This window comes from Paenibacillus sp. FSL H3-0329 (genome assembly GCF_037963285.1).
GTDB classification, from domain to species: domain Bacteria; phylum Bacillota; class Bacilli; order Paenibacillales; family Paenibacillaceae; genus Paenibacillus_AQ; species Paenibacillus_AQ odorifer.
Genome location: NZ_CP150150.1, coordinates 64,358 through 86,836 on the forward strand (window position 1 = coordinate 64,358; position 22,479 = coordinate 86,836).

At 46.4% G+C, this 22,479-nt stretch carries 20 protein-coding genes; all 20 read left to right on the top strand.

All coding sequences use genetic code 11. The annotated features are described in order from the left end of the window. Positions 1–16: 16 nt before the first annotated feature. The 20 genes from NSQ66_RS00305 to folB all read left to right on the top strand — a co-directional run bounded on the left by NSQ66_RS00305 (position 17) and on the right by folB (position 22,474). On the top strand, positions 17–352 hold the full coding sequence (locus NSQ66_RS00305; protein WP_036678769.1) for a septum formation initiator family protein: 336 nt from the start codon (positions 17–19) through the stop codon (positions 350–352). A 124-nt stretch (positions 353–476) separates the two neighbouring features. Continuing rightward, positions 477–977: a S1 domain-containing RNA-binding protein gene (locus NSQ66_RS00310; protein WP_036678766.1), complete on the top strand. Its 501-nt coding sequence runs from the start codon at positions 477–479 to the stop codon at positions 975–977. 343 nt (positions 978–1,320) lie between these two features. Continuing rightward, positions 1,321–3,828, top strand: a complete 2,508-nt coding sequence (gene spoIIE, locus NSQ66_RS00315) for a stage II sporulation protein E (protein WP_036678764.1) — start codon at positions 1,321–1,323, stop codon at positions 3,826–3,828. 570 nt (positions 3,829–4,398) lie between these two features. Beyond that, positions 4,399–5,145: a VWA domain-containing protein gene (locus NSQ66_RS00320; protein WP_036678762.1), complete on the top strand. Its 747-nt coding sequence runs from the start codon at positions 4,399–4,401 to the stop codon at positions 5,143–5,145. Next, on the top strand, positions 5,129–6,073 hold the full coding sequence (locus NSQ66_RS00325) for a serine/threonine protein kinase (protein WP_094902328.1): 945 nt from the start codon (positions 5,129–5,131) through the stop codon (positions 6,071–6,073). The genes NSQ66_RS00320 and NSQ66_RS00325 overlap by 17 nt, the downstream gene beginning before the upstream one ends. 36 nt (positions 6,074–6,109) lie before the next feature. After that, positions 6,110–7,552: a tRNA lysidine(34) synthetase TilS gene (tilS, locus tag NSQ66_RS00330; protein ID WP_076142185.1), complete on the top strand. Its 1,443-nt coding sequence runs from the start codon at positions 6,110–6,112 to the stop codon at positions 7,550–7,552. Positions 7,553–7,598: 46 nt separating this feature from the next. Continuing rightward, positions 7,599–8,138, top strand: coding sequence for a hypoxanthine phosphoribosyltransferase (gene hpt / locus NSQ66_RS00335; RefSeq protein ID WP_036678757.1), 540 nt, complete (start codon positions 7,599–7,601; stop codon positions 8,136–8,138). 109 nt (positions 8,139–8,247) lie between these two features. Continuing rightward, positions 8,248–10,302, top strand: a complete 2,055-nt coding sequence (gene ftsH / locus NSQ66_RS00340; protein WP_038568034.1) for an ATP-dependent zinc metalloprotease FtsH — start codon at positions 8,248–8,250, stop codon at positions 10,300–10,302. A 259-nt stretch (positions 10,303–10,561) separates the two neighbouring features. Further along, positions 10,562–11,500, top strand: a complete 939-nt coding sequence (nadA, locus tag NSQ66_RS00345; RefSeq protein ID WP_036678753.1) for a quinolinate synthase NadA — start codon at positions 10,562–10,564, stop codon at positions 11,498–11,500. A 39-nt stretch (positions 11,501–11,539) separates the two neighbouring features. Then, a complete protein-coding gene (nadB, locus tag NSQ66_RS00350; protein WP_076105842.1) occupies positions 11,540–13,156 on the top strand; it encodes an L-aspartate oxidase in 1,617 nt (538 codons plus the stop codon). Further along, the gene (gene nadC / locus NSQ66_RS00355) at positions 13,146–14,021 is read left to right on the top strand and encodes a carboxylating nicotinate-nucleotide diphosphorylase (RefSeq protein ID WP_036678747.1); all 876 of its coding nucleotides are present in this window, start codon (positions 13,146–13,148) and stop codon (positions 14,019–14,021) included. Before nadB ends, nadC begins: the two co-directional genes overlap by 11 nt. Then, complete coding sequence (locus tag NSQ66_RS00360; RefSeq protein WP_036678745.1) at positions 14,018–14,785, top strand: type III pantothenate kinase; 768 nt, start codon at positions 14,018–14,020, stop codon at positions 14,783–14,785. Before nadC ends, NSQ66_RS00360 begins: the two co-directional genes overlap by 4 nt. Before the next feature lie 48 nt (positions 14,786–14,833). Continuing rightward, on the top strand, positions 14,834–15,718 hold the full coding sequence (gene hslO, locus NSQ66_RS00365) for an Hsp33 family molecular chaperone HslO (protein WP_339279515.1): 885 nt from the start codon (positions 14,834–14,836) through the stop codon (positions 15,716–15,718). A 9-nt stretch (positions 15,719–15,727) separates the two neighbouring features. Next, positions 15,728–16,672 carry a peptidylprolyl isomerase gene (locus NSQ66_RS00370; protein WP_081386996.1) on the top strand — a complete coding sequence of 315 codons (945 nt, stop codon included), beginning with the start codon at positions 15,728–15,730 and terminating at the stop codon, positions 16,670–16,672. A 141-nt stretch (positions 16,673–16,813) separates the two neighbouring features. Continuing rightward, positions 16,814–17,752: a cysteine synthase A gene (cysK, locus tag NSQ66_RS00375; RefSeq protein ID WP_036678737.1), complete on the top strand. Its 939-nt coding sequence runs from the start codon at positions 16,814–16,816 to the stop codon at positions 17,750–17,752. A 405-nt stretch (positions 17,753–18,157) separates the two neighbouring features. Continuing rightward, entirely contained in the window at positions 18,158–19,771 is a 1,614-nt protein-coding gene (locus tag NSQ66_RS00380; RefSeq protein ID WP_076142183.1) for an anthranilate synthase component I family protein, read from the top strand. Beyond that, entirely contained in the window at positions 19,768–20,349 is a 582-nt protein-coding gene (pabA, locus tag NSQ66_RS00385; protein WP_036678733.1) for an aminodeoxychorismate/anthranilate synthase component II, read from the top strand. Before NSQ66_RS00380 ends, pabA begins: the two co-directional genes overlap by 4 nt. Then, positions 20,346–21,227: an aminotransferase class IV gene (locus NSQ66_RS00390; protein WP_076142182.1), complete on the top strand. Its 882-nt coding sequence runs from the start codon at positions 20,346–20,348 to the stop codon at positions 21,225–21,227. Before pabA ends, NSQ66_RS00390 begins: the two co-directional genes overlap by 4 nt. Further along, on the top strand, positions 21,224–22,081 hold the full coding sequence (gene folP / locus NSQ66_RS00395) for a dihydropteroate synthase (RefSeq protein WP_076142181.1): 858 nt from the start codon (positions 21,224–21,226) through the stop codon (positions 22,079–22,081). The genes NSQ66_RS00390 and folP overlap by 4 nt, the downstream gene beginning before the upstream one ends. Before the next feature lie 30 nt (positions 22,082–22,111). Further along, positions 22,112–22,474, top strand: a complete 363-nt coding sequence (gene folB, locus NSQ66_RS00400; protein WP_036678726.1) for a dihydroneopterin aldolase — start codon at positions 22,112–22,114, stop codon at positions 22,472–22,474. Positions 22,475–22,479: the final 5 nt, after the last annotated feature.

A 22,479-nucleotide genomic window follows, 5' to 3' on the forward strand; every position in this document is an offset into this window, starting at 1 on the left:
TTAGGGGGTACGCTGCATGAACAGATTCACTGCGGAAGAGAAAAGTAATCCTAGCAAAAATTCGGCCGCAGGCGCGAAGAGAAGAAGATTCATGTGGATTCTCTTTGTGGCAGTATTTTTTGGCTGGGCGGGTTATACTTACTTCAATCAAAGTGCAGTTATTGCGGACAAGGGCGAGCAACTCGCCAAGAAACAAAAGACTAGCGAGAGTGTCACGTCATCTTTGAATCAACTGAAATATGAAGTGTCCAGACTTAATGATGATGAGTATATTGGCCAATTAGCGCGTAAATGGTACAATATCTATCCTCAAGGGGAAACTCCTATTCGAACAGAGCAATCAGAGCAATAATACTGGCTAAAAGAGGCTTTTACTCTGTTGCCTTGCTTTGCTCTTTACTGTATAATCAAATCACCGCAGACAGGATGACCTTAATATTCGTCTGTATATTTTTAAGGGAGGATCATTTTATTCTATGGCAATTGAAGTGGGCACCAAGTTAGAAGGCAAAGTGACAGGCATCACGCATTTCGGAGCATTTGTGGATCTGTCAGGAGGTGTCACAGGTCTCGTTCACATCTCGGAAATCGCCGATAATTACGTCAAGGATGTTAACGATCATCTGAAGATTAGTGATGTAGTAACCGTCAAGGTGATCAACGTCGATAAGGACGGCAAGATCGGACTTTCCATTAAGCAGGCTGTTGACAAGCCAGCATCGGAAGTACGTCCGCCTAGAGCTCCAAGACCAGAACGTCCTAGCGGCGGAGACCGTTTCGGCGGCGGTGGCGGCAGTGGTGGAGGCGGCGGTGGATTCAATCGTGAACGGGGTGGGCGTCCATTTAAGCCTGCAGCCGGTAAACCTTCATTCGAGGATAAAATGTCGCGATTCCTGAAAGACAGCGAAGAACGGATATCTTCGATTAAGAAGAACACAGAAGGAAAGCGCGGAGGCCGTGGAGCCAAACGCGTATAATCCAATACCTGTACATCATAAATAACCGCAAGGGCATTTCGCCCTTGCGGTTTTTTTGTCGTGTCATATAAACTTGCCGACAGCATCCATGTCATTTTCACATAACTCTAGGGCAATCGCTGGCGAATGACCGCCAGGCTTGCGCCTAAAACTGCACTGGAATCAAGCTTGAGGAGAAGCAAACTACTGCGCCGCAAGGGATCGCTCTATTTTTTTAGGAATAATGAACAAAGGCTTTTTTGTCGGAAATTTCTTATGACTGTCCCTCCATTTCTGACAAACTTTCTCAAATGACCCGCTATATAATGAGAACCATAAATTCTTAAACGGGTGGTGTAGGGTAATGAGTAAAAGCAATGTGGTGAATTTGCCAGAGTGGACAAGAGTGGGAAGCGAAGATAAGAAGCAGAGACAAGCCTTAGGCACGCGTATTATAGCTTGGGGTCAGAAGCAGCGTTATATTCAGCTTATAACAGCGAAGAAGTGGATGCTTCTGTTAAGTTTTATGGGGTTTCTGCTAGGTAGAGCTATGATCCTGGACGAGCTGTCCCCTTTTGCTGTCGCATATTTTGCCGTCATTGTGTTTATGCGTCGAGACTCTATTTTACCTGTAGCGGGTGCTATTATAGCTGGAAGTCTCTTCACTCCGTTTCCGGGTGCCTTGGTTACTACGGCTGAACTGATTATCTTCTTTCTTGTTTATAGAGGGCTTGAAAGTTTCGAACGAATAGATTTGTCCTATGCACCCCTTATGGTATTCGTATCCTCGTTTATGGTTGGCCTGTTCAAGATTGTTCTCGGACCTTCTCTTTCCTGGTACCCCTTTATGATGACAACTCTGGATGCTTTACTTGGGTTTGTACTTACTCTTGTGTTCATTCAGGCACTTCCTCTACTAACTTACAAACAAAAGAGCAGATCGCTGAGGAACGAGGAGGTTTTATGCCTTATTATTCTGTTAGCCTCCGTAATGACAGGCCTTGTGGGATGGACCCTTAATGGTTTGTCATTAGAGCATATATTGTCTCGTTATTTAATTCTGCTCTTTGCCATGGCAGGGGGCGCTCCCCTCGGTGCAGCTGTTGGGGTGGTGACGGGGTTGATCCTTAGTCTGGCCGATATCAGTGCTATCTATCAGATGAGTCTGCTTGCTTTTTCCGGAATGCTAGCGGGAATGATGCAAGGTGGGCGAAAGGGTGCGGTATCTATTGGTATGCTGCTAGGATCAACGATCCTTTCCGTCTATTTTACGGGTCCGGGTGATATGATGGCCTCAACATGGGAGACCTGCGCAGCAGTAGTGCTGTTTCTAATAACACCTAAGGCGATGATATCAGCGATTGCAAAATATGTACCGGGCACGTCAGATCATAGCCGATCTCAACATGAATATGCCCGCAGGGTCAGGGATCTGACTGCAGAACGGGTCACTCAATTCTCACAGGTATTCCAACAGCTCTCCAGTAGCTTTGGTCAGATTCCACGTGCCGGAGAAGTGGGCAAATCGGATCGTGAAATGGAAGATTTTATGAATACGGTCACAGAAGGAGCCTGCGCTGGCTGCATTCGCCGTACTCACTGCTGGGATGCAAAATTCTATCAGACATATAGATACATGACAGATATGATGACAACTGTTGAGGAATGCCCTGATATTACGGCTGCTCAGCTGCCACCGGAATGGAGCCGTATTTGTGGCAAAACCGGTGAAGTGCTTGAGGTCATGAAGGGACAATATGATCTCTACCAACATGATATGCGGTGGAAAAGACAAATATACGATAGTCGGCAATTTGTTGCCGAGCAGCTGTCCGGCGTGTCACAGGTTATGGAAGACTTGGCCAAGGAAATTAAGCGTGAGGGGCAGGCCATGTATCGGCAGGAAGCGCAAATCCGCGAGGCTCTTGAGAAATTGGGACTGTCTATTCATGGCATTGAAATTTTAAGTCTGGACCCCGGACGCGTAGAAATAGAAGTAGTGCACGCTTATAATCGCGGTTTTGATGAATGCCGTAAAATGATTGCCCCACTCCTCTCCGACATTCTGGATGAGAATATTGCTGTCATGAGTGAGACGGCGGTTCATCCCCGGGAAGGACTCTCGATGGTTACCTTTGGTTCAGCCAAAGCCTTTGAGGTAAATACGGGTGTGGCAGTTGTTTCTAAAGGTGGAGATATGCTATCTGGCGATAGCTTCAGCACCGTAGAGCTTGGAAATGGCACCTTTGCAGTTTCCATCAGTGATGGAATGGGGAATGGTGAACGGGCAAGGATGGAGAGCAGTGCCGCACTCGGCATGTTAGAAAAGCTGCTGCAATCCGGAATGGATGAGAAGCTGGCTGTAAAGTCGGTCAACTCAATTCTTTTATTACGCTCCCCTGATGAATTCTATGCTACTGTCGACATGGCTTTAATCGATCAATATTCTGCGCAGACAACGTTTATGAAGATTGCTTCTGCACCAAGCTTTATCCGGAGGGGGAGTGAGGTCATTCCAATAACCTCTAGTAATCTGCCGATAGGAATCATTAAAGATATTGATGTGGATTTAATCAGTATGCAGCTTCGCCCCGGCGATATTTTAATTATGATGACCGATGGTATTTATGATGCGCCTGGATATGCCGTTAATAAGGAGATATGGATGAAACGGATGATCCAAGAGCTTGAGGGTGATGATCCTCAGGATTTAGCGGACAGCCTGTTGGAGAAAGTGATCCGTTACCAGGGCAATGAGATCCTTGATGACATGACTATTGTCGTCAGCCGTCTTGATCATTTCCATCCGGAATGGTCCAGCCTGCATATGCCGGGCATCGGCCGTATGGAGCGCCCGCGTACGGTAAGTTAGTTATTTTAGGTTTAGGTTTAGTAGGTTTTAATGTTGGGTGCGCGCGAAGCGTCGTACTGCTTGTATAGTTTAAGGCACGCGTAAGATATCGTGCTGCTTGGGGCACGCGCGAAGCGTCGTGTTGCTTGTAAGCTTGTAGCACGCGTAAGGTGTCGTGCTGAATATAGGTTTAAGCACGCGCGAAGCCGTCGTGCTGATGGAGGTATTCGAGGCGAGTCCGTGACATGTAACTCGCCGGCTTCTACTATTCTCGTTTCAATGGTCGGCTGACTTGGGACGGAATCTGTAGATCTAAACTGTTTACTAGTGAAGGTATGGAACGGAGAGAAAGTTTGGAGCTGTAGAAGCGGAGCGTTCGCCTTTGTCCTCGGATTCCAACCGCGAGAGGCGGTTCTAATCAAGGAATCTGAGGACAACAGCGATCGAAAGCCCAAACATTTCTCGTAGTTCCCCTATTCACTAACCCCCTCTGTTTTGATCTAGACTCCTCACTTAACATCGACCGTTTGAAATCTCTCATTTCTGGATATGCTAGAAACAGAGGTTCAAACAAAGGGGGAGTTGAGGGTTATGAAGCAAATTATGCTCATTACTGACGGTTGTTCGAATGTAGGAGAAAGTCCGGTGTTGGCAGCGGCGCATGCCCTGCAGGAGGGAATCACCGTAAATGTGGTCGGTGTAGTTGATTATGGTACGATCGGTGAAATCGGCAGCCGGGAGATTGCCGACATTGCCAAGGCCGGGGGAGGCCTTAGCCGAATAGTCGGAACACCACAACTGGCGCAGACGATTCAGATGATGACACGCAAGACCGTGGTTCAGACGATCCAGCAGGCGGTTAATAAAGAGGTAAAAAAGATACTAGGCGAAGGCTCACTGGATCAGCTGCCTCCTGTTCAACGTTCACAGGTTGTTACAGTTGTAGATGAACTGACAGAAACAACGCCGCTGCGCATTGCACTTCTTATCGATGCCAGTGCCAGTATGAAGCCTAAACTGGGTGCTGTGGAAGATGCAATCCGCGATTTGGCACTCAGTTTAGAAGCACGGGAAGGCAAGAGTGAGATCGCTGTGTTTCATTTTCCCGGAAATAACAGCAGTGAAGATGCCAAGCTTGATCTAGATTGGACGCATGACATGTCAGGTATTCGTACGCTATTCTCTAAATTACACATGAGAGGCGCAACACCGACTGGCCCAGCTATTTTCAAGGTGCTTGAACATTATCGTTATGATACACTGGATGAACATCGTGGACGCCGACTAAGCGATGACCACGACGAAAGAGAAGGGATGATTGGTGGGTATGTCGTCTAATCCGTCCTATCCTACTGGTACCTTAATTAACGGCAAATGGCGGGGTAACCGTTATGTCGTTGAGCGGATGCTGGGAAGGGGCGCGAACGGAACCGTATATCTTGTGCAAAGAGAAGGCAGACGGGAAAGGTACGCGCTAAAAATCGGATACGATACACTTGAACTTCAATCGGAGATCAATGTACTGACCTCGCTGCAATCGCGACGAAAGCGGAATGAACATCGGGCTCGTCGTGAGAATCCATTGTCTTCTTATTTTCTGGAAGCGGATGATTTTGCGAATGGGGATAATATCCCCTTCTATGTGATGAGGTATGTTGAAGGCAAACCGCTGCATCATTTTTTATCGAAAAACGGTCCCGATTGGTTAGGCCTGGTAGGTCTTGGTCTGCTTGAAAAGCTGCGCACACTGCATGAATGTGGATTTGTGTTCGGTGATTTGAAGCCCGAGAACGTCATGGTATCGAAATACGGTGAAGTGGAACTGATCGACTTTGGGGGCACAAGCCCTATTGGTCGTAGTGTGAAGCAGTTTACCGAATGGCATGATCGTGGTTTCTGGAATGCGGGCAGTCGAATCAGCGATGAGGGTTACGATCTTTTCGCATTTGCTGTGCTGTGTCTTCGTTTGCTCAATGAAGAAGGGCTCAAAAAGGCAGCCTTACAGCTGCCGCAGACGAGAAGTGTGGACGAATTATTTAAGCTGGCTAGAAATTTACCCAATAAGAAACTATCCTCCTGGATTTGTATGGCGTTAAAAGGGGGGTTCTCAGGCTCTGCGGATGCTACTGAGGTTTGGCGAAACCATATTTATAACTCGCGCAGAAAGCGCCCGGATAGTATGGACACCCCCCGGTGGTTAAAAAATGCATTCGCATTGTCTTTGTTTTTGCTCGCCTTTACGATTTATTGGGTATTCCGTTTTTGAACTCATACATATAGTTGGAGAGAGAGGGGGGCGCATATGGAGCAAATGAATGGACTGGTGGAGTCTGTATTGGAGTCAGCAGCCGAGCATGAGCTGTGGGCGCCCCATGACACCATTGTAGTCGCAGTTTCCGGCGGCCCGGATTCTGTGGCTCTTTTGCATGTTTTACATGAAATATCTTTAAAATTTATTCCGCTTACCTTAATATGTGCTCATGTGAATCATGGATTTAGGCCGGAGTCGAAGGAAGAGGCAGAGCTCGTACGTGGTATGGCTGAAGAACTGGGACTGCCCTTTGAGTTTGCGGAATTCGATATTCCCTCCTTGGCTAAAGAGAGTGGACTTGGTCCTGAGGGTACTGCACGTGAGAAGCGGTACGAATTTCTGATTGATACGGCACACCGATATGGGGCGCGTTCTGTTGCTCTGGCTCATCATGCTGATGATCAGGCAGAAACTGTAGTTATGCGTCTATTACGCGGAAGTGGCTTATCTGGACTGTCGGGTATCAAGTGGAAAAGAACAGAAAAAAAGGTGGAACTCATTCGCCCATTCCTACGTATTAACAAAACAGCACTTTTAGGGTTATGCCAAAATGAAGGTTTCACTTATGCTGAGGATGCCACCAATCTGCTGACGAAATACAAGCGGAATGCCATTCGTTTGGAAGTTCTTCCTTTTCTGGAAAAGTATAATGGCAGAGTGAAGCAATCCCTCGTACAGCTTGCGGAAATTGCGGGAGCTGAAGATGAGTATATGGAGACGTCTGCGGCAAAATGCTTTGAAGAGCTAGTTTCGGAAGGGGATGGGAAATACACCTTTAACAGAGCTTCATTTGCTGCCATACCCTCCGCTTTACAACGGCGTTTGATTAAACTAATATTAAATTATCTGTCGGCGGATTTATCTGCCCTTGATTTCCCCAAGATCGAAACTGTACGTCGGGGAACGCTGCAGAGCTATCCCACCACCTGGAGCTTGGATTTGGGTGGAGGCCTGACTTGTGTGCGGCAATATGATAGTATCTTGTTCTCGTCCAAGCCCACGACGCCACAGGCAAGCTATACATATCGTCTGTTTTTACCGGACTCTAAGCTTAAATTGGAGGAAATAGGTAAGGTGATGTCGATGGCGGTACTGGAGAGAGAAAACTTTTTTGTACAGGGGGAGGATTATGGGAAGATGTCGGCTTGGTTTGACCGTGATGAACTGGTCTTTCCACTGACGATACGATCCCGATTGCCTGGAGATACCATAAGGATCATGGGATTAAACGGAAGCAAAAAGGTAAAAGATATTTATATTGATGATAAAATACCTGCTTCCGAACGGTCATTGATTCCCCTCGTTTGTGATGGTTTGGGCAATATCGTCTGGATTCCGGGCGTAAGACGCTCGATGCATGCCGCAGTAGGGCGGCACACGACCTCCGTACTTCTATTGTCTCTGGCAGAGCTGGATGACCGCGAAGAAACGTAATGGTCGAAGTAAGTCTTTCATAGTATAACTTAGGAGGTTTCGCAAGTTGCAAAACGATATTCAAGAAGTATTGATCACCGAAGAGGAACTTCAGCAGAAAATTAAGGAGCTCGGTCGAACACTGAGCGAAGAATACGCAGGTCGTACCCCTTTAGTCATTTGTGTACTAAAAGGTGCGTTTATATTTATGGCAGATTTGGTTAAAGCCATTACAGTACCTGTTGAGATGGATTTCATGGCAGTGTCCAGCTATGGAGCATCCACCAAGTCCTCTGGAGTAGTCAAAATTATTAAGGATTTGGATGTATCGGTAGAAGGCCGCGATATCTTGATCGTTGAAGATATTATTGACAGTGGTCTTACACTCAGCTATTTAATTGAGTTGCTCCGCAACCGGAATGCTGCTACTATCTCTGTGGTTACCTTGTTTGATAAACCATCAGGCCGCACTGTTAATCTTGAAGCCAGCTACACAGGCTTCGTGTTACCTGACGAATTTGTAGTAGGCTACGGATTGGATTATGCCGAGCGGTATCGGAACCTCCCATATGTTGGAGTACTGAAACCTGAGATTTATTCCAATTGAACTAAGGACTGCCTCGATCATACGGATCGGATACCCACAACTTCCTTTATTTGAGGTGTCCCAAGAGGCTATGGTACAATAACTTGAGTGTTGTGAGAGGAGGTAGGGGATGAATCGGTTCATCCGGAATTCTGGTTTTTATTTGATTTTATTTTTAGTCGTGGTGGGTATTGTCCAGTTTGTGAGCAATGGAAATGAAGCCGCCGATTTCCCTAGATACGACGAGTTACGGCAGGAGATCAAGAACAACAATGTGAAGGATTTGACGGTTCAGTTTGAGGGTAATGCCTTTCTGGTCACAGGCGAGTATAGAGAGCTGCCTGCCGATACTAAATCGAAAAGCTTCTCCACATATATTCCTCCTACAGATGCCGCTATCAATGAACTGATTCAAGCCAGTGATGTTAATGGGATTGAATTAACTCAGAAGAAAATGGAAGGTACCAGCATTTGGCTGACATTCCTTTCTTCAATTATCCCACTGGTAATTATGTTCATCTTGTTCTTCTTCCTGTTTAATCAGGCGCAAGGTGGCGGCGGTAAAGTCATGAATTTCGGCAAGAGCAAGGCTCGGTTATATAATGAAGAGAAGAAGAAAATCAGCTTTGAGGATGTTGCAGGGGCGGACGAAGAGAAGCAAGAGCTTGTCGAAGTCGTTGAGTTCCTGAAAGATCCACGCAAATTTGCAGCTGTCGGCGCACGTATTCCTAAGGGCGTATTGCTTGTAGGTCCTCCGGGAACAGGTAAAACATTGCTTGCCCGTGCGGTAGCAGGTGAAGCTGGCGTTCCTTTCTTTAGTATTTCCGGTTCTGACTTTGTGGAAATGTTCGTGGGTGTCGGTGCTTCTCGGGTACGTGATTTGTTCGAGAATGCTAAGAAGAATGCTCCATGTATTATCTTCATTGATGAAATTGATGCTGTGGGTCGTCAGCGTGGTGCCGGTCTTGGTGGCGGACATGACGAGCGTGAGCAGACGCTTAACCAATTGCTGGTTGAGATGGATGGATTCGGTGGTAACGAAGGCATTATTATTGTAGCGGCGACTAACCGCGCTGATATACTTGATCCGGCATTGCTTCGTCCAGGACGTTTTGACCGTCAAATTACGGTTGACCGTCCTGATGTGAAAGGCCGTGAAGCTGTACTTAAGGTGCACGCTCGTAACAAACCGCTTACGAAAGATGTAAGACTGGATGTTGTTGCTAAACGCACAACCGGATTCACAGGTGCTGATTTGGAGAATCTGCTGAATGAGGCAGCTTTGCTAGCTGCACGCCGTAACCGTAAAGATATTTCCATGATTGAAGTGGATGAAGCTATTGACCGTGTTATCGTAGGTACTGAGAAACGCAGCCGTGTGATCAGTGACCGCGAGAAACGTATTGTAGCTTATCATGAAGCAGGCCATACTATTGCTGGTTACTTCCTTGAGCACGCCGATATGGTGCATAAAGTTACTATTATCCCACGCGGACGTGCAGGCGGATACGTTATTATGCTTCCGAAGGAAGATCGGATGATCGTTACCAAGCAGGAGCTTTTAGATAAGGTTACTGGATTACTTGGTGGACGTGTTGCCGAAGAATTGTTTATTGGTGAGATCGGTACGGGTGCATACAGTGACTTCCAACAGGCTACGCGCATCGTGCGTGCCATGATTATGGAGTACGGTATGAGCGATAAGCTTGGACCTATGCAGTTCGGATCTTCTCAAGGTCAAGTATTCTTAGGTCGTGATATTGGGCATGAACAGAATTACAGTGACTCCATTGCTTATGAGATTGATCAGGAAATGCAGAACTTTATTACTTCGAGTTACGAACGTTGTAAAGATCTGTTGATCAAACACTCCAAAGAAATGCACTTGATTGCCAATACATTACTTGAGAAAGAAACACTTGAGCTTGATCAGATCACACAACTGATTGAACAAGGATTCCTTTCCGAGGATGGTAAACCAGAGGGTGGCGAAGGTGTTGCCCATGAAGTTGGCGAGCCTGTCATCGACAATATCGGTGATGTGCGAGTTCGCATTCAAGGCAAGCCTGAGGACGAACAGTCCACACTTCCTGACTTATCAAAGGATATCCCGAATAACCCTGATTCTGAGGGTAATGACGGTTCCGATGATGACAACAAAGGTGGGGGCACTAGCCTTACCTAATTGGGTCCACCATTCATATGATGTAAATTTATCCGGAGAACGTAACTGTTCTCCGGATTTTTTATTTTAATTTTTAAGGGATTCTATGCCTTAAAGCCTGTCCAGTTACATTGACAGGGGCTGGAACGTTGTGTACATTAGTGATTAATATTACTTACTATTTATATCAGCATGTTCATTTTTTCACCATGATGGCGCATGCCATTTGATAACATCATGTCGGCGAAAAGCCGCGAGGATTTAAGGGGGAGAACAATCGGTGGAAGCTCTGGCGCTTGAGCGCAAGCAGGAACAGAATCGAGAACTTCGTATACGTCTTGAACAGCTTAAAAAGGAACGAAACGCAATCATTTTAGCTCATTATTATCAGCGTGATGAAATTCAGGAGGTTGCCGATTTCCGGGGCGACTCTTTTTTACTCGCTCAGAAGGCTGCAGAGACAGATGCGGAAGTTATTGTATTCTGCGGTGTTCATTTCATGGGGGAAAGTGCAAAAATTCTAGCCCCGAACAAAACCGTCCTTATTCCTGATGAACGTGCAGGCTGTCCAATGGCAGATATGGTCAATGTAGACGGTTTGCGTAAGCTTAAAGCTCAACATCCAAATGCTAAAGTAGTCACTTATATCAACTCGTCTGCCGAGATTAAAGCAGAAACCGATATTTGTTGTACCTCAGCTAATGCTGTGAAAGTAATCGAATCCCTTGATGCTGAAGAGATTATTTGGGTCCCAGATAAGAATCTTGGTCAATATGTACAAGATCAGACGGGCAAGAAGCTGATTATTTGGGAAGGCTATTGCAACACTCACGACATGTTGACCGTCAAAGATGTAGTAGAAATGAGAGCAAAATATCCAGATGCGGAATTTGTAGTTCATCCAGAGTGTCGTCCTGAAGTAGTGGCCATGGGTGACTATGTAGGCAGCACTACATCAATTCTGGAGTATTGCCGGAAATCGGATCGTAAGCAATTTATCGTTGGAACGGAAGATGGTACCGGATATCAGCTTCGTAAGGATAGTCCAGATAAAGAATTCCATTTTGCTACCAAATTTCTTGTTTGTCCTAATATGAAAGTTAATAATCTAAAAAAACTGGTGAAATGCCTGGAGACGATGAAGCCACAAATCTATGTACCGCCTGCTGTCGCCGACAAAGCCAGAACATCCCTAGAGCGCATGCTACAAGTCCGGTAGCATGCGCTACTCTTTCGTTGAAACAGGTGAAAAGCGGTCATGATTCCACAATATTTGGTTGATTTTGATCTTCGGGATATTCCTACGGTAAAGACAGATTGTATTGTTATTGGTTCAGGGATTGCCGGATTATTCACGGCTATTAAAGCCAGTGAAGATCGGCGTGTCATAATGATCACAAAGAAATCAGTAATGGAAAGTAATACTCGCTATGCACAGGGGGGGATCGCAGCTGTTATAGCTGAGGATGATTCCCCTGCTTACCACCGGCAGGATACCTTAATGGCCGGAGCAGGTCTTTGCTCCTCAACAGCTGTCGATGCACTTGTTAATGAAGGGCCGGAAGGCGTTCATGAGTTAATTCGCTTAGGAACTCTGTTTGATAAGGAAGATGGGGTACTGGCTTTGACTCAGGAAGGAGCGCACAGCCACCGCCGTATTTTGCATGCTAATGGGGATGCTACCGGTTATGAGATTGTTCGTGCATTGGCGGAACAGGTAGCGGAACATGAGAATATTGAGGTCTGGGATGATCATTATGTTATCGATCTCATCACTGAAGGTGGCGAATGTGTAGGCGCATTATTGCAGCGGCCCGGTGGTGGACGGTTGTTCCTGCAAGGGGATGCGACCATTTTGTGCTCTGGTGGAGCAGGACAATTATATCGATACACTACCAACCCTGAGGTAGCTACAGGAGATGGTGTAGCGATCGCCTATCGCGCTGGTGCTCATATACGAGATATGGAATTTATTCAATTTCATCCTACAGCACTTAGTTACCCAGGAGCTCCTAGATTTTTAATCTCCGAAGCTGTGCGTGGGGAAGGAGCAGTCTTGCGCAATATTAATGGAGAGCGGTTCATGGAGCGTTATCATAACCTGCTTGAACTAGCCCCGCGGGATATTGTAGCGCGAGCTATTGTAAGTGAAATGGAACTTACTAAATCAACGTTCGTTTATTTGGATATTACACATGAATCTCCAGAGATGGTGAAGCATCGGTTTCCCACAATATATGAGACATGTATGGGCTATGGACTGGATATTACAAGTGATTGGATTCCAGTGGCTCCTGCTGCGCATTATATGATGGGGGGGATTAAGACCGATCTGAATGGAGAGAGTACCGTCCCGCGTCTGTTTGCTTGCGGAGAGGTTTCCTCCACAGGCCTGCATGGCGCTAACCGTTTAGCTAGTAATTCTTTATCTGAGGCCATTGTATTTGGACAGCGTATTATTGATCGGATTCATGAGCTTTCCCCGCTGGACCGTGATGTTTTATCGGTTATCAGTAACGAGGGCCGTGTAGATTCGCCAACTCAAGCTATTGTGGAACGTCGTTTGAAGCTACAGAAGGTAATGGTTCGATATGCCGGACTACGTCGTAACGAAGAGATGTTACTTAAAGGATTAGATGAATTAAAACGACAGCTGCCAATCTTTGGATCAGCTTTGTCCAAACGTGAGGAATATGAATTTGCTAATATGCTGACCTGCTGTTTGCTTGTGACAGAGTCTGCTCTGGCACGGGAGGAGAGCCGTGGGGCGCATTACCGTGAGGATTATCCGCAGCGGGATGATGATCAGTGGCGTAAGCACCTGCTTCAAATTCGCGAACTGGGAATAGTGGAGGAATTAAGCGATGATGTTTAATGGTTACAATGAAGAGCTAGTACAATCCATCAAGGCTTGGTTGCGGGAAGATGTTGGTTCCGGAGATGTAACCACGCAGATGACGATTCCAGTGGGCCATGAGTCCAAAGGGATTATTCATGCCAAGGAAGACGGGATAATTTGTGGCATCCCAATTGCAGAGCTGGTCTTTGAAATTGTGGATCCGGCGCTTAGTTTTACAGCCCTTGTCGAGGAAGGTCAAGCTGTAACCAAAGGGACTGTAATTATTGAGGTTGAGGGCAGCACACATGCGATTCTAACAGGTGAGCGGCTTGCGCTTAACTTGATGCAGCGTCTTTCGGGTGTGGCATCACGTACAGCTTCTTTCGTGCAGGTGCTGGAGGGATTACCGACTCGCTTAGTGGATACACGTAAGACAACACCAGGTCACCGGATGCTGGAGAAATATGCTGTTCGTATTGGTGGAGGCTTTAATCACCGTTTTGGCTTATATGATGCAGTTATGATCAAGGATAATCATATCAAAGGCGCGGGTGGTATTCGGCAGGCTGTAGGTCGTGCTCGGAAGAACATCCCGCATACGATGAGCATCGAAGTGGAGACCGAAAATTTAGAGCAAGTCGAAGAGGCGCTGGCAGCAGGTGCCGACATTATAATGCTCGATAACATGTCTAACGATATGATGAAGCAAGCCGTGGCTAGGATTAAATCCCAAGCTCCGCATGTTAAGACAGAGGCTTCTGGAAATGTATCGTTAGAAACCGTACGCGGGATTGCTGAAACGGGTGTGGATGTGATTTCTGTCGGGCGCCTTACGTACTCCTTCTCCAGTCTGGATATTAGTCTAGACCTTAATGCTAAGAAGGAAGGGCCTTTGTCATGATGCTTGCTGTCGATATCGGTAATACCAATATTGTTCTCGGTGTATATAGAAAACGCGAATTGCTGCATCATTTTCGGCTAAGCACTGCGCGCCAATCGACCGTGGATGAATATGGAGTAATGATACACAATCTTTTTCACATGTCAGGTATATCTGTCAAAGACGTTGAAGGTGTAATTATATCTTCGGTTGTTCCACCACTGGTTAAGACTATTGAGGATATGTGTATTAAATATATAGGGAAAGACCCATTGATTGTTGGACCAGGGATTAAGACGGGGCTTAACTTACGTTATGAGAATCCGCGTGAAATTGGCGCAGACCGGATTGTTAATGCAGTTGCTGCGATTGAACAATACAAATGTCCACTTGTGGTTGTTGATTTTGGTACGGCTACGACTTTTGATTGCATTGATGCAGGTGCTAATTATCTTGGTGGCGCGATAGTTCCTGGTCTAGGCATTTCAACAGAGGCATTATACCAGCGGGCATCTAAGCTGCCGCGAATTGAATTGGAGAAGCCTAAAAAGGTCATCGGACGTAATACGGTGCATGCGATGCAGGCCGGAATTATTTTTGGCTATGCGGGTCAGGTTGAGGGCATCGTTAAACGAATTAAAGTCGAGATGAACGCTCCCGAACTGAAGGTTATTTCGACCGGAGGCCTCGCCTCGCTAATTGCGGGTGAAACGGACTGTATCGATGAAGTAAATCCTATGTTAACGCTAGAAGGATTAAGAATTATTTACGATCGTAACCAATAAAGATAAAGAAGCCTAAAAAGGCGAAGAGATAGGAGGGCTATGCACCCAATGGAAAAAAAGAAGGATCGACTAATCCGCGGCACGGCTTTAAATGGTAAAGTGAGAGCGTTTGCTGTCCGCACAACTGAATTGGTTGAAGAACTGAGACGCAGACACGATACGTATCCAACGGCTACAGCCGCAATGGGACGTACAGTTACCGCTGCAGCCATGATGGGCGCTATGCTCAAGGGTAGTGAGAAGCTGAGTATTATGGTTAAAGGGAATGGACCGATCGGACAAATCGTTGCAGAATCCAATGCATTGGGAGAAGTGCGTGGTTATGTGCATAATCCACACATTCATTTACCGAGCAATAGTATGGGGAAACTGGATGTAGCTGGAGCGGTGGGAACTGAAGGGTTCATTGATGTTATAAAAGATTTAGGCATGAAAGAGCCATACCGAGGTAGTATACCTATTATCTCCGGGGAGCTTGGCGATGATTTTACTTATTATTTTGCGGTTTCTGAGCAAACTCCAGCTGCGGTTGGCCTAGGTGTACTGGTAGATACCGATGAGTCGGTAATTGTGGCTGGAGGGTTTATTGTTCAGCTTCTTCCTGGTCTGACTGATGCGGAGATCACAGAGATTGAAATAGCTGTAGGGGCGATGCCTTCTGTAACAGCGCTTCTCGATCAGGGGCTGGAGCCAGAAGAAATGCTGCGCTACCTGTTGCCGGATGCAGTGGTTATGGATGAACTGGATATTAACTTTGCTTGTCAGTGTTCGCGTGAGCGGGTAGAGCAGACATTGGTTAGCTTAGGGCGGGATGAACTGGAGAGATTAATTGCAGAAGATGAACAGGCTGAAGTCGTATGCCATTTTTGCAATGAGGCTTATGTTTTCAATAAGGACGATTTACAGGTCATTTTAGAACAAGCGAATTCGTAGGGCATTGGGATGATGACGAGACAGGAACGCGCACTTCGCAATACGGTTATTATTCTAGCTGTTGCAACTTTAATGCTCGGGGGTCTATTATTCTGGAGTTTACGCGCCATGGCTCTTCTTAAAGGAGATACAACAGACAATGAATCACCGGATGTAGCGACTGCAGGCGGACAACCGATAACGGATCAGCAGTGGATGGATGAGCTCAAAAAAAAGCATGGAGAAGAAGTGTTAATCAGTATGCTTAACCATATTGTCGTGGACATGGAAGCTAAGGCTTTAGGAATTACCGTGACAGACGATGAGGTTAAGCAGGAACTGGCACGCACTATAGTTGGATACGAATCAGAAGCGCAATATTATGCTCAAATGCAATCTCAGCTGGGATTATCTCGTCAGGAAGTGTTCGCAGAGACAGCTTATCGTCTGTCCTTACAAGCGATAGCCACGGTGGGCATTACAATCAGTGATGCCGATATAGATGCTTATTTAGAGCAAAATGCCGAGCGCTTCGTTCCAAAAAAGGAAATGCAGCTTTCTATGATCAAGGTTTCATCCTATGAGGAAGGTCAGCAGGTAATGGATCGCTTGGAACAGGGTGAGGATTTCGCTGATTTGGCTAGGGAAGTGTCTATTGATGAAGAGAGTCGGCAGCATGGAGGCAGTTTAGGCAAAGTAGAGGAAGACGACCCTTTTTGGCCAGAGGGGATGTTAAAGACTGCGGCTGGATTGGATGTGGGTGATATAGCCGGTCCGATCGAGACAGGGGAATACTTCGCCATTATTCGCTTGGAGAGTATTCACTCTCCAGAAATGCCAGATCAGAAAGAAATTCGGGCGCTTGTACGTCAAGAGCTGGCTTTGGAGCAAGCCCCTCCCTTGCAGCAGGTGGAAAGCAATTTACGCAATAAATATGAGGTGTCAATAAATATTGACAACAGCCTGCAAGATTGATAATATGATATTAACGTAAACCCTACCGTTTTAGTCGGAAATAACTGACGGTGGTCAACAATTTAAACTCCACACACAGAAGCATAAAGTCACAATTTACGTTCTTATATCGCATTTATCATTCTAAGGAGGTTTTTGCTCATGGCTAAAGTCGTTAACAACGTAACAGAATTGATCGGAGGTACTCCGCTCGTTCGTTTGAATCGTCTGGCACAGGAAGGCTCCGCAGATATTTATTTGAAATTGGAATATCAGAACCCGGGATCAAGCGTAAAAGACCGGATTGCAATCAGCATCGTGGAAGAAGCTGAGCGTGAAGGTCTACTGAAACCAGGAGGTACGATTGTAGAAGCTACTAGTGGTAACACTGGTATCGGCCTGGCACTTGTAGCTGCTGCTAAAGGTTATAAGGCAGTTATCGTAATGCCGGAAACAATGAGCTTGGAGCGCCGTAATCTCCTTCGCGCATATGGAGCGGAATTGGTGCTGACTCCAGGATCGGAAGGTATGAATGGTGCGGTTAAGAAAGCAGACGAAATTCTGAAAGAGAACCCAAGCTATTTCCCATCCGAGCAATTCAAGAATAAAGCGAACGTGAAGATTCACCGTGAGACTACTGGACCTGAAATCATTGACGCTATTGAATCCATCGGCGGTCCTTTGGATGCTTTTATTGCAGGTATCGGAACAGGCGGAACGATCACTGGTGCGGGTGAAGTGCTGAAAAGCCAATATCCTGATATTAAGATTTATGCTGTGGAGCCTGCTGCTTCCCCAATCTTGGCTGGAGGCAAACCAGGCCCTCACAAAATCCAGGGTATCGGAGCTAACTTCATCCCTGAGATTCTGAACCAAGATATCTATGATGAAATCATCCACGTTGAGAATGATGAAGCTTTCGAAACTGCACGTCGTGTAGCTAAAGAAGAAGGCGTCTTGTCTGGTATTTCTTCAGGTGCTGCTGTATTTGCCGCACTTAAAGTAGCTAAAGATTTAGGCCCTGGCAAAAAAGTAGTAGTCATTATCCCAAGTAACGGCGAACGTTACCTGAGCACACCACTTTACAATTTCGAAGCGTAATTGTTTGCAATAACGTAAATCTATAAGAGTCTTCATACCACTTTTTTGGTGGTGATGGAGACTCTTTTCGTTGATTTAAAAGGAATTAGGTACTGTGCATATATGCCGGGGTAGACGTGGTGATTTTATTATTGTTGAAAAAAGCTCTGGTTTTTGCAGAAAACGCAAAAATCATAATAATTTCCTATCGCTGAGGGCTTTTCAATAATGCCTTAAGTACAGTATACTGACAGGCAATATACTACTGATGAATGGACAAAACTAAGCAAATGCTTACGAAGCAAGTTTTATTGCGAAGTGATGTCTACGAAGTAATGGCTTCATAAAACTAAGCATATGCTTACGAAGCGAGTTTTGTCTCGAAGATTAAACTGTAAGATGATGCTAGACAAAACTTTTAGGAGGATGGCTTTGGAAATCATAACAACCTGGAACGAGTGGGAACAATGGGCTGCTGAAGACTGGAGCATGTTTCCCTTGATTATAAAATCTCCCCGGTGCACAAACGAATTACCCGCGTCCTGGGAGAAAGCCTGGGAGTTAGCTTCCCAGTATTCTGTAGTTTTAGAAAGTGGTAAGGGTGGCCGTTATACGTACTTGGGCTTGAACCCTGTTTCGATATTGAAGGGCAAGGAGGATAATGCGGAAGTATTTAGCTTCCCTACTGAATCTTTGGAATTAGCATCAGTGGACGAGGAGAGGATACCTGAGGCAACAACACTACATGGACAACCGCTGGAGCTACTGCAGCAATGGATGTCGGATTTTACGTCACCTAAGCTAAAGGATGAAGATGTTCCTCCTTTTTCTGGTGGATGTATTGGTTTCCTTGGTTATGATGTGGTTCGTTCTTTGGAACGATTGCCGTCTCTTGCCCAAGATGATCCTGGTTTTCCTGATTTTCTTTTTATGAGGTTTGACGAGATATGGATCTATGATCACGAAGAGCATGTGCTTTATTGTGCTGTTCACGTTCCAGTTCCAGCAGACTGTGGGATGGAAGAGCTGCAAAATCTTTATCTTGGCAGTATAGAACAGGCTGGACAAATGGTAGAGCAGTGGCAGCTGATATCTTCAGCCGCAGGATTGGATGATGAGGCTGTGGGCAGCATTGAGGCCCTTACAGTTTCATCAGGAGAGTGGCCGGGCATGGCTTCCGCTTTTTCGCCTGAGAAGTTTCAGCAGGCAGTGCTGGACGTTCAGGAATACATCCGCCAAGGTGATGTCTTCCAAGTGAACCTCTCGCTGCGCCAGGAGGCGCAGCTGAAGTCCCCGCCGGAGGATGTTTACGAGTGGCTGCGCAAGCTCAACCCGTCCCCGTACATGGGGCTCTTGCGGTCGCCCGGCTTCGCGCTGTCCAGCGCTTCACCGGAGCTGCTCGTCAAGCTGCACGGGGACAAAGTGAGCGCCCGGCCAATCGCCGGCACCCGGCGCCGGGGACTCACTCCCGCGGAGGATGCCGCCATGGAGGCGGAGCTTCGCGGGAGCGAAAAAGAGATCGCCGAGCATATCATGCTTGTCGATCTGGAACGCAACGACATCGGGCGTGTCGCTGCATACGGTTCCGTCAGCGTGCCGGAGCTGATGACGGTGGAGCGCTACTCTCATGTGATGCATCTCGTTTCGCAGGTAGAGGGCCAGATTGCGCCGGATAAAGACGCGTATGCGGTTATCGCAGCTTTATTCCCCGGGGGGACTATTACAGGGGCTCCCAAGGTAAGGACAATGGAGATTATTGAAGAATTGGAGCCGGTTCGACGTGGACCCTATACAGGATCGATGGGTTTTATTGACTATAACGGCAATATGGAATTAAATATTATTATAAGAACGCTGGCTGTAAAAGACGGGGTCGGATATATTCAGACAGGTGCCGGCATAGTGATCGATTCCGATCCCTACCGTGAATACCGTGAATGCCATAATAAAGCCAAAGCGGTAGTGAAGGCAGTACTCTGTAGTGAACTGCAGCAGGAATTGCCAGCTACCAGCGGAGCCGAAGGGGGAGTAGCACTGTGATCTTGGTCATCGATAATTATGATTCCTTTACGTATAACCTCGTACAGTATTTAGGTGAGCTTGGGGAAGAGGTTAAAGTGCACCGCAATGATGAAATTACCATCGAAGAGATTGAAAAGCTGGCACCTGACCATATTCTAATTTCACCAGGCCCATGTACGCCAAATGAAGCGGGAATTAGTCTGGAATTGTTGCATCATTTCAAGGGGATCATTCCGATCTTCGGCGTATGCCTTGGACATCAAGCGATTGGACAAGCATTTGGTGGCAATGTCATCCGTGCTGAGCGTTTGATGCATGGGAAGACATCGCCTATTTACCATAACGGGACCTCAGTTTTTGAAGGTCTGGAGTCTCCATTTACAGCTACCCGATATCATTCACTGATTGTAGAGCGGGAGAGTCTCCCAGATTGCTTGGAGATTACGGCTGAGACTGAAGAAGGGGAGATTATGGCATTGCGCCATAAAGAATACCCTATTGAAGGTGTGCAGTTCCACCCGGAATCTATTATTACGGATCATGGTCATACGATGCTGCGTAATTTCTTGAAACGGAGAGCCGGAGAAACGGCATGAAATATATAGGATTTAACAATGGTGTCATTGACGCCCGAGAAACCGTGGTTTCTGCCTTGGATCACGGCTTTTTGTACGGCATGGGCTTGTTCGAAACCTTTAGGACCTATGGGGGAGTTCCCTTTTTGCTGGAGCGTCATTTGAAGCGTATGGCAGAGGGTTGCAAGGCACTGGGCATTCCATTTGAAGCAGAAGCGGCACATCTACTTGACTGGATTAAGCGCGTTATGGACAAAAATGAATTAAAAGAAGCTTATATACGCTATACCGTAACAGCCGGTGAGGATGTTCTCGGATTACCTGCTGGTGATTATCAAAAGCCTAATCATTTGTTGTACATCAAAGCGCTGCCGAAAGTACCAGATAAACTCTATAGTGAAGGCAAAGAGCTGCAGCTGTTGTCCTTGCGGCGTAATACTCCTGAGGGAACAGTGCGATTCAAGTCGCTGCATTATATGAATAACATTCTGGCTAAGCGAGAGCTTAGAGGGTATGCTTCTGCGGCAAATGGTGCTGAAGGACTAATGCTGACGGCAGAAGAATTTATTGCCGAGGGCATTGTCAGCAACATCTTTTTTGTAAAAAACAACAGGCTCTATACCCCAGATCTTACAACAGGGATACTTCCGGGAATTACCCGGGAAATGGTAATGGAGCTGGCTCTTAGTGCAGGCCTTAGTGTTGAAGAAGGAACATATCACTGGGAGCAGTTAAAAGCTGCTGATGAAGTGTTTCTTACCAATTCCGTACAAGAAATCGTTCCTGTTACTGGGGTGTGGCACGGAGATGCAAGATTTACTATAGGTACTGGCCAGTGTGGAACAATTACTGCTGGCTTGATTTCATTATATAGAGATAGGACGGCGATTTCGAAATGAGACCAGTCCTCTTTAAGCGGACATACCGTTGTGGAAATACAGACTTGGAGTTAGGAAATCGAACATTGATTATGGGCATCCTTAATGTGACCCCGGATTCTTTTTCGGATGGAGGACTTTGGGATCATCCGGACAAAGCAGTTGAGCATGCGCTGCGTATGGCTGCAGAGGGTGCTGATATTATTGATATCGGCGGTGAATCTACTCGTCCTGGTCATCAACCGGTGGGACTTGAAGAGGAGTTAGCCCGTGTATTGCCTGTGATCGAGAGTATTCATAAGGCGGCACCTCACCTTCCGTTATCTATCGATACCTATAAAGCTGAAGTAGCCCGCCAAGCTATAGCTGCGGGTGCCCATATCATTAATGACATATGGGGTTGTAAGGCCGATCCGGAAATGGCGGCAGTGGCCGCTGCTGCTGACTGTCCTATTATTTTGATGCATAACCGGCAGGACCGTAATTATACGAATCTGAGTGCGGATATGTCGGCTGACCTTAAGGAAAGTATTGATCTTGCGGTAGCCGCAGGCGTTAAGCCGGCCAATATCATATTGGATCCAGGTATCGGCTTTGCTAAGGATTATAATGAAAACCTGCAGGCAATGACGCTTTTAGACGGGTTGACTGAGTTAGGTTATCCGTTGTTACTGGCGACTTCCCGCAAAAAATTCATCCGCACGGTACTTGATTTGCCGTCTGATGATGTTGTGGAAGGCACCGCAGCTACAGTAGCTTTTGGGATAGCTCAGGGTTGCCAGATCGTACGTGTACATGATGTATCTCTGATTAAACGAACGGTTAAGATGTGTGATGCGATGTTGTATGCTGCACCTCCATTGGTGCGTGAATAGCTATATTTTACGAAAAAGGGCGGATTAATCATGGATAAAATGACAATGCATCGCATGGAATATTACGGATACCACGGTGTATTTGAGGAAGAACGTAAGCTGGGACAACGTTTTTACATTGATTTAGAGCTGGAGCTTGATTTGCAGGGTGCGGGCTTGAATGATGATTTGAGTCAAACCGTGAATTATGCTGAAGTTCATGAATTAGTCAAAAACATTGTCGAAATAAAGTCTTTTAAGTTGATCGAAGCTTTGGCAGAATATATTGCATCCTCCGTACTGGACACTTATACTGTTATCAATGCAGTAACGGTTAAGGTAACTAAACCCCATCCGCCTTTCGACATTCATTTTCAGGGAGTGACTGTAGAGCTGCGCAGAACTAGAAAGTGAGAACA

Coding starts and splice junctions, on each gene's coding strand:
- folB (WP_036678726.1), top strand. CDS start 22,112: ATGGATAAAATGACAATGCATCGCATGGAATATTACGGATACCACGGT.
- NSQ66_RS00370 (WP_081386996.1), top strand. CDS start 15,728: ATGATGACGAGACAGGAACGCGCACTTCGCAATACGGTTATTATTCTA.
- spoIIE (WP_036678764.1), top strand. CDS start 1,321: ATGAGTAAAAGCAATGTGGTGAATTTGCCAGAGTGGACAAGAGTGGGA.
- folP (WP_076142181.1), top strand. CDS start 21,224: ATGAGACCAGTCCTCTTTAAGCGGACATACCGTTGTGGAAATACAGAC.
- NSQ66_RS00360 (WP_036678745.1), top strand. CDS start 14,018: ATGATGCTTGCTGTCGATATCGGTAATACCAATATTGTTCTCGGTGTA.
- NSQ66_RS00310 (WP_036678766.1), top strand. CDS start 477: ATGGCAATTGAAGTGGGCACCAAGTTAGAAGGCAAAGTGACAGGCATC.
- hslO (WP_339279515.1), top strand. CDS start 14,834: ATGGAAAAAAAGAAGGATCGACTAATCCGCGGCACGGCTTTAAATGGT.
- ftsH (WP_038568034.1), top strand. CDS start 8,248: ATGAATCGGTTCATCCGGAATTCTGGTTTTTATTTGATTTTATTTTTA.
- nadC (WP_036678747.1), top strand. CDS start 13,146: ATGATGTTTAATGGTTACAATGAAGAGCTAGTACAATCCATCAAGGCT.
- nadB (WP_076105842.1), top strand. CDS start 11,540: ATGATTCCACAATATTTGGTTGATTTTGATCTTCGGGATATTCCTACG.
- tilS (WP_076142185.1), top strand. CDS start 6,110: ATGGAGCAAATGAATGGACTGGTGGAGTCTGTATTGGAGTCAGCAGCC.
- NSQ66_RS00320 (WP_036678762.1), top strand. CDS start 4,399: ATGAAGCAAATTATGCTCATTACTGACGGTTGTTCGAATGTAGGAGAA.
- NSQ66_RS00390 (WP_076142182.1), top strand. CDS start 20,346: ATGAAATATATAGGATTTAACAATGGTGTCATTGACGCCCGAGAAACC.
- NSQ66_RS00305 (WP_036678769.1), top strand. CDS start 17: ATGAACAGATTCACTGCGGAAGAGAAAAGTAATCCTAGCAAAAATTCG.
- NSQ66_RS00380 (WP_076142183.1), top strand. CDS start 18,158: ATGGCTTTGGAAATCATAACAACCTGGAACGAGTGGGAACAATGGGCT.
- cysK (WP_036678737.1), top strand. CDS start 16,814: ATGGCTAAAGTCGTTAACAACGTAACAGAATTGATCGGAGGTACTCCG.